Source organism: Paenibacillus sp. UNC217MF (genome assembly GCF_000686865.1).
GTDB lineage: Bacteria > Bacillota > Bacilli > Paenibacillales > Paenibacillaceae > Paenibacillus_B > Paenibacillus_B suaedae.
This window is the reverse complement of the sequence record NZ_JMLT01000013.1, coordinates 239,210-247,122: the sequence shown is the minus strand read 5'-3', so window position 1 is coordinate 247,122 and position 7,913 is coordinate 239,210. Positions and strand designations below refer to the sequence as shown.

General features: G+C 45.9%; 8 protein-coding genes and 1 rRNA gene. 1 reads left to right on the top strand and 8 read right to left on the bottom strand.

Going from position 1 to position 7,913, the window contains the following annotated elements:
- Nucleotides 1–75, bottom strand: a 16S ribosomal RNA gene (locus tag BP95_RS0109710); the annotation flags it as partial.
- Between the two features lie 376 nt (nt 76–451).
- Entirely contained in the window at nt 452–1,342 is an 891-nt protein-coding gene (locus BP95_RS0109705) for a hypothetical protein (RefSeq protein ID WP_021255262.1), read from the bottom strand.
- A 120-nt stretch (nt 1,343–1,462) separates the two neighbouring features.
- Here BP95_RS0109705 and BP95_RS0109700 point away from each other — a divergent pair, with 120 nt between their 5' ends.
- The gene (locus BP95_RS0109700; protein ID WP_028532025.1) at nt 1,463–1,864 is read left to right on the top strand and encodes a DUF2614 family zinc ribbon-containing protein; all 402 of its coding nucleotides are present in this window, start codon (nt 1,463–1,465) and stop codon (nt 1,862–1,864) included.
- Nucleotides 1,865–2,059: 195 nt separating this feature from the next.
- Here the strand turns inward: BP95_RS0109700 and BP95_RS0109695 are convergent, their stop codons facing one another.
- From BP95_RS0109695 to BP95_RS0109670, 6 genes are all read right to left on the bottom strand, one after another.
- A complete protein-coding gene (locus BP95_RS0109695; protein ID WP_028532024.1) occupies nt 2,060–3,814 on the bottom strand; it encodes a glycosyl hydrolase family 18 protein in 1,755 nt (584 codons plus the stop codon).
- 115 nt (nt 3,815–3,929) lie between these two features.
- Entirely contained in the window at nt 3,930–4,370 is a 441-nt protein-coding gene (gene perR / locus BP95_RS0109690) for a peroxide-responsive transcriptional repressor PerR (protein WP_021255265.1), read from the bottom strand.
- A 146-nt stretch (nt 4,371–4,516) separates the two neighbouring features.
- Nucleotides 4,517–5,713: a DUF4097 family beta strand repeat-containing protein gene (locus tag BP95_RS0109685; protein ID WP_028532023.1), complete on the bottom strand. Its 1,197-nt coding sequence runs from the start codon at nt 5,711–5,713 to the stop codon at nt 4,517–4,519.
- 26 nt (nt 5,714–5,739) lie between these two features.
- Nucleotides 5,740–6,420 carry a DUF6677 family protein gene (locus tag BP95_RS0109680; RefSeq protein ID WP_021255267.1) on the bottom strand — a complete coding sequence of 227 codons (681 nt, stop codon included), beginning with the start codon at nt 6,418–6,420 and terminating at the stop codon, nt 5,740–5,742.
- Nucleotides 6,421–6,432: 12 nt separating this feature from the next.
- Entirely contained in the window at nt 6,433–7,023 is a 591-nt protein-coding gene (locus tag BP95_RS0109675; protein WP_028532022.1) for an RNA polymerase sigma factor, read from the bottom strand.
- 158 nt (nt 7,024–7,181) lie between these two features.
- A complete protein-coding gene (locus BP95_RS0109670) occupies nt 7,182–7,913 on the bottom strand; it encodes an MgtC/SapB family protein (protein ID WP_021255269.1) in 732 nt (243 codons plus the stop codon).

Below are 7,913 nucleotides of genomic sequence, written 5' to 3'. Positions count from 1 at the left end.
TCAAGTCCGCTCGACTTGCATGTATTAGGCACGCCGCCAGCGTTCGTCCTGAGCCAGGATCAAACTCTCCGTTAAAGTTAAGTTTGAACTGCTCATATCTTTTGACGAGGTATTGCTACCTCATTCACAAACGTTGCTCGTTGTTCAGTTTTCAAAGAACAATTTCAGTCAGTAACCATTCTCTCAGTTACTTTCTTTTTCTCACCGCTTTGTCAGCGGCGACTTTTATAATATACCATGTTCACTCTTTAGAGTCAAGCACTTTTTTTAAATTCTTTTTTCGAGCTTTCGAATGATTGCTTATTCAGCTTTCGTTCGATGTGCTTCTCTCGAAGAGGCGAGTATTAATGTATCATATATTTCAAACCCAAGTCAACACTTTATTTAAAAAAAGTTAAAACGCTGCATGAGCTGTCATGCAGCGACTCAACTTTCTGTGATTGTGCAGCCGTCAACCAGCCCATTCATAGGCCCGAGTATACCCTAGCTTGCCATATGGACTAGCATGCTCAATCAAACGTTCCTTTACACAACCGCGATGTGTAAGCTTATTTAGTAGAGCTGGCATATAACCGGCCATCCACTTGAATTCTTGGTGCTGCATAATGTCCGATATCGGAACTGGCCCCTTCGCTTGCTTCAGCCAATTCAGCAATGGTGCGCAGCATTCTACACTCTTCGATGAGAGAGAGAACTCGCAAGCAAGCAACGCAAGTTCAATTCGCTGCGGCATCGTCTCAGAGCTTGCAGTGAATTCTTCGTACATCTTATAGACACCCAGATTTAACTTCTTCACTTGCTGCCATAACGCTTGTCTAGGCATCTCTCCTTGCTCCATTATGGCAAGCGACGCCCAATAATAGAATGCGAAATCCACACATCGATAAGCGTCTAGCATGTATTCCAGCTTCCGTAAATGCTTCGCTTGATTATATGCCTCCAAAAACAGCGCATATGTCTTCATGTATTGCATCTGGTTCGGAGTCTTCTCTTCTTGAATCAATCTTTCCTGCCAACTTGCAAGCAATCCATCGCGATCTACGCGAATATTGCCACGCCCGTAAAACGGAAGCAGTGACCTCGCCTCATCCGAAACGATCCATTCCTCCCACCTATCTGGGTGGATGCAAATCCAGCGTGCAACAGAGCTGTCATCGGCCGATACTTCCATCGACTCAAAAGGATGGGATGGACAAGCTTCATCAACAACCAGCACATAGCGATCCCAATCAATATATTGGTGCATATCAGCATCCAATTGACTGCGTTCCAATATATAAAGACCGCTGACTGTAGTCGCACCAATTAATTGATCTATGGAGTTATCCAATACATGTTTCATTCTCGACCCCACGCTTTTTTGGCTTTCTTTTACATCAAATGATAGTTTATAATTCTACATAGAAACTCTCTTTCCTTCTTCCTTCGAAAACATTTTCAATCTTGAAATGGAGAGGCTGCGATGAAACAACGTCTTTTTAGAACAAGTAAAATCAATGAGTTTCGATTGTGGGGACTTGTACTTACATTAGCCGGAATGGGAATGATGGTGCTCGGCACATCCGGCATTCTCATGTGGGGCATACAAGGACGCCCCTTCGCTGGAGTATTCATGGTACTGGGAATGATACTCCTCTTGGGAAGTGTCGCGATTTACTTCTGGGCTGGCATGTTGTCCACTAGTGCTGTAATTCTTGAATGTCCAGAGTGTGGTCGCCAGACCAAAATACTCGGCAGAACGGATCGCTGCATGTTCTGTAGAACGATTCTTACCCTTGATCCGGACAAGGCAACCGCAGAAAACATCGCCCCAGAAAGCAACTTAGATCAAGACAGTAAGAAGGAAGTTACCGTATCAAAGTGAGGGAAGAATGACTTACAAAGAGATTTCTCACGCATTGACTCGTTGATTCCCACAACACCATGACCTGACATCTATGTTTTCACGAGCCTCACTCGCAAGAGTGAACCGAATATAACAGACTTAACGAAGAAACCGCCTATCTGATTAGATAGACGGTTTTCTTATTTCTAACTTATAAAAAGTATCATTGCGTGATTAAGAGTTTCGATATCGAAGAACGTTCCATATGCCTTCATTGGCGAAGCTTCGGGCCCATACAGCGACTCCGCCGAGCTTTAGACGTTCTGCCATTTGAATGCGAGATTGAATCGATTGTTTATCCTCGATCCATATTTTCTGAGTTGCGCCTTCCTCCTCATATTCGACATAGTGCTGACCTGCACTCTCCGAATAAACAGGCTTCAACTTACGATCCTGAATCAAATCTTGAACTTTCTGCATACCAACAGCTTTAGAGGATACTTTCACTTCTCCGCCTTCAGTTGTCTCTGTCCATATCCGTGTGTATAGCGGCATTCCAAGCACGAGCTTATGCGGAGGCACATTATCCTCTTCCATAATTCGCTTCATAGCATTCTCTGTCCATGGCAAGGATGCAACAGAACCAGCAGTTGGACTCGTCGCCCAATGTTCATCGTAAGCCATAACCATCATAAAGTCGACGGAACGCGCCAGCTGTTCCCGATCCAAAAATTGCGACCATCTACCGCTCCCAGACTTCGCCGTCACATCAATCGATGCAACAAGACCCTTCGCATGTAGACGAGGAGCAAGCTCTCGTACAAACTGCGTTAAATTATCACGATCTTCAACATTTACGTTCTCATAGTCAATATTAATGCCGTCAACGTTGTATTTCTCTGCGAGCTTAACCAATTGTGCTATCGTTCGGTTACGTTTGTCGAAGGTTGCAAGCGAGGCTGTAGTTCGGTCTGGATCAAAGCTGTTGCTGTACAGCGCCCATACCTGCTTCCCATTCTGATGCGCCCATTGTACAAGACGCGGATCTGCCTTCTCATCTACATTTCCCTCGTTGTCAGCCAAGCTGAACCACGTTGGGCTAATAACATTCGTCCCTGGCATCGCGGGCAGCTTGGTCGGATCCGGATTACGGGAGTACACAGCTTCCCAAGCCAAGCTTACTGGTCGCTTCTCCTTTACAAACGCAGGAACAGGCGCTGGCGAGATTGAAGGAACTGCTACACTTCCCTTACGCTGAATCTCGTCTTTAGCAATATAACCGACATTGCCGCCTTCCGCCTCAATCCGGAGCCAGTCTCCCTCTTCACCCCAGACCGTGACTTGCGTTCCACTTGCAAGCTTCTCTAAGGAGGGAGCTTGATTACTAGCATTTTCACGCAAGGCTATTTGGGCATCATCCTTTTGCTGAATGACGATCCCCTGTTGAAGAGTCTGCCCCGGTGTGCTTAGTTGAACCGCACCATTCGAAGTGTACTGCTTCGCACGCAAGCCGTATACTTCCTTCAACGCAGTCATTGGAACATAAATGTCGCCGCCAATTTGTTCAGCAGCAGCTGACCACTGTTTAGCTCGACCATTCAAGCTTCCCGTTGAGTGTCCAAGCGCAACTGAAGCAACATCCTTAGAACTTGTCATAATGACGGTTTCGGAACTATTCTCATACACAATAGAAAACTTATCAGACAATGCCTGAACAGGTATGAGCAAATTCTCACCTTTGCCTTTCGTCCCATATCCCGTCCAGGAACCATCCCAGATCAAGGGCTGTTCTACCTGAGAGATCTGGGAGTCAGCCTTATTCTGACCAGGTAACCAATCCCTGATACCATCCCATCCTTTCCACACGCTCGCTGCCAGGATGGCGAGTCCAATCAGAATAAAGAGACATCCTCCTCCCTTCCCTTTTTTACGGTTCTTTCCGCCGGTTCGATAATGCGGAGCACCTCTCCCCACTCCATTGCTTCTCATATAGTCAACTCCTACTTCTTCAGACTGCATCATTGGATTCGATAAAATAAAAAAGCGCGCAAGCATGAACTGCCGCGCGCATTTACATTTCTGCATTGTATTGATCGACCATCACCTATTGCTCCTTAGTCGATTCCACACAGGATTGACATACACCATACACTTCCATCCGATGTCCGCGTACGATAAAACCAGTAGCCTCTGCAGCCGATTTCTCCACCGATTCCATTAATTCAGGAATAGCGAAATCAACAATTTTGCCGCATCGCTCGCAAATGGCATGATAGTGATCTGTTACATTGGCATCAAATCGACTTGAACTGTCCCCATATGTCAACTCATGAACGAGCCCCGCTTCAATAAACAACTTCAAGTTGTTATATACGGTAGCAACGCTCATGCTCGGAAAATCCGGCTCGAGTGCTCGATATATTTCATCTGCTGTCGGATGATTCATCGCATCCATCAAGTAAGCCAATATCGCATGTCTCTGTGGCGTGATGCGTACTCCGGACATTTTCAGATGTCCCAATGCATGTTGAACCCGCGTTTTCATCTTGTCCACCGCCTTCTACGCTCACATTAGTTCTATACGGGTTATCCCAACAAATCGTAGATTGTAACGATTCTCAGAAAATAATCTCTATATGTCCATTGTACGTGGAAGTTTTTTGTTTTGTCAATCCTTAATACGTCGCGCTGTTACCGTTTTCGTATGCTAATGTCACCATTCGTGTCCAAATTGACTTGATACGTAGCATTTCCTATTGTACCCTCTACTTTATTCTTTACGACATGAAAGGGAAAATCCGAATCTATATCGATGTCTCCAAAACGATTCATCGCTTGCAATGTAACATCAGCCCCCTCGGGTATGCCAATGGCGGTATCGCCCGCCATATTCTGCAATTTCCAGTTGCCGCCGATGTTCTCTGACTCAACAAGCATGTCTCCACTCAAGGTCTCTGCTTGGACTGCACCAGCCGATTCATGAATGTCGATATCTCCTGATTTCGTATCCGCCATCGACTTCCCACTGATGTCGTACATCGTAATATCCCCACGCATGGTAGATACTTTGGCATCACCACGAATATTTTGCACAAAAAGATTACCATTCAGTGTCTCCCCCTGTACTGGGGCTTCAATATTAAGCAGCTTAATATCACCATTGTTGCTCTTCGCCACTGCTTCGGCTTTCATATCATGGATCGCGATATCCCCATTATTCGTCATCACATCCGTCTTCCACATAACATGAGCCGGAATGGTGATGATCATATCAATGCGGATTGGCCGATTCCCTACTGCAAATTTCGAGCCGTTCGCGGTAATCGTCAATGTATGTTCGGAAGGCTTATTATCGATGGATGCTCCTGATTGGTTAGCCAGCGATTGCGCCTGCTCTCTATCCACTCCGCTTACAATTGCACTTAGCTCAACATCCATATTCTCTACATTCCCAGTCTGAATCCGAATCTCCCCATTGTTATTGCGAACAACGAGCTTCGATATATCCCCTGATATCGAATGTTCCAGCTTCGGCAACCGGACATTTATCCCATTATCACCTGCCATCTCCTTCATCATGGAGAAGTCGAACTGAATGCCTCGCACCCAATCCCGGAACAGGGAAGGCTGAGAAATCATGAAGACGGAGACTGCAATAAAAACAGAAACGAACATGCCTAAAAAATCCAAGCACAGACGACGATTATCCCCCCGCTTGCTGTGGTACACGCCAGTCCAAATATATTCGATCCCCCATATAATAAATAACAAGGGCCACCATGTTAATAACAATCGCAATGTATGATATCCAAACAACTGATCGCTGAGCAGCATGATTCCAACAGCGACAAGCAGCAGCGAAGCAGTAATTCTCCCTACCTTAACCACTGAAGACCATCTCCTTCGGTTGTCCGTCAGCGTCTCTTATTCGATTCCTTCACAAGCAGAAAGATACCGCCACCAATAAGAAGAGCCGCTCCCGCGTAGGATCCCGCATACGTAAAGAACCAACGAAGCCACGCTGGATCTACGGTTAATAGCAGCATAACTATTCCCCCGAACAGAAGAAAAAGCCCTAAGAGCGGCCCTTGTCTGGTCGGCTCTATGCCACCAAACATCGCTTGATGATTGACACGTTCCGTACATTGCAAGGCATCAAACAAGTTAAAAAAGTAAATCACCGGCAGCATTAATCCTAACAATACGACAAGCGGTACATTCACTTTCGCATCTATTGCTGTAAAATACACGATAGCTACGATATCCAAGGCCAGCATCATCATAATAAGCAGCCCGCGCTGCATTAACCCTAAGTAGAAATGACCTGCTCCAGGGAAAATGAAGGACAAAAACAAAGAAAGAAACTTGCTCTTCTTCTGCGGCATTGCTCCATACATCGGAGGCGGTGGTATAGGTGCTCCTGGGCCTGGGCCATATCCTTGATGATCCTCATGAGCATGAGACATGCGTTCTCTCCGCGCTAATTGTTCCAGACGCTTGCGCAAAAACTGCTCATCCTGCTCCTTATTAGCAGACTGCTCACGGAATCCTTGATTGTGAGGTTCATGTAATTGATCGTCTTTTCTTTCAGCCAAGTCCTTCCCTCCTTACATAGCTCCTAATCCGGCATGTTCCTGCCACGCTCGCTTAAACAGCATCTTAGCGCGATATAATCTAGTTTCAACCGTTCTAACTGGCATTTTGAGCATCTGCGCAATTTCTGCGTATGTTCGCTGGCGCATGTGGTACAACTCCATGACCATACGATATTTCTCTGGCAATGCCCGAAGTGCTTGGTGAACCTCTTCACATTTTTCCTTCTTCATCACGCGTTCTTCCGGCATATCAGCAACATCATGAAGCTGAAAGGATGCAATATGGTGCGGATCAAGCCATTCTACCCGGCCTTCCTTCCGTTTTTTGCGCAATATATCAATCATCTGGTTCTTCGTTAGCCGATACAGCCATGTCGTAAATTTCGAGTCGCCCCGAAATGAATGAATATGGCGATACGCCTTCACGAATACCTCTTGGGCGATGTCTTCCGCCAAATAACGATCTTGTACCGTCTGACAAATACACGTTATCACAAATGGACGGTGTCTTTCCACTAAAATACGCATTGCTTCCTCGTTACCTTGCTGCACTTGACTGACGATAAGTTCATCCGAAAATTGAGTTGTCTTACGATACACCATAGTCTCTTCCCTTCTCTACCCAGCAAAATTCATTGTGCGAATTCGCTCTACCGTACGTATTAAGCTTATATTCATTGTACGTTGGATACAGAAATGAAAGAAACCTTCCTGAGTCTAGGAAGGTTTCACCGACTTTAGTCTAGGATCGCTTTGGACTCTTACTCTAAGGTAACAGTGCGAACCCCTTGCACTCGCTCGAGTTGCTCTACAAATACGAACATGTCGAACTGTTTGGGGACGCCAAGAACGAGCTGCAATTCTGCTCGCTTCTCCACCATCGGATCGCCAGGTTGATTCAATAAGCGTTGGAACATCATCTTCTTGACGGTAACATCATGGGTTTCCATGAAGACATGGAGCTCATGAAGAAATTCAGAAGTAGAATCCGCATCTAATGTTAAAACGCGAGTGCGCTTGCCACCGAAGTAACGCTGTTCTACCTTGTTGAATCCGAACAAAATCACGATAACTAGGATTGTCGTCACCACAGCTGCATATTGGAATCCAGCACCTACTGCCAGTCCAATCGCCGCAACTACCCATAAAGAGGCCGCTGTCGTAAGTCCTGCGATTGATTTGCCCGTAAAAATAATTGTACCTGCGCCAAGAAAACCAATGCCTGTAATTACTGCTGTAGCGAGACGAGCAGGATCCACACGAACATTCCCTTCGTATACGAAGCTGGAGAAGCCATAAATGGACAACAGCATGATAAGTGCCGAACCAACGCAAACTAATATATGTGTTCGCAGCCCCGCTGGATGATTCGCTTGTTCTCGCTCCAATCCAATCAAGCCGCCAAGCAGCATCGCAAGCAGCAATCTAAGCGTTAATGAAAAATCATCAATTACCCACGGACTATTTGCAGGTATCTCCGCGAGCAATTCCAT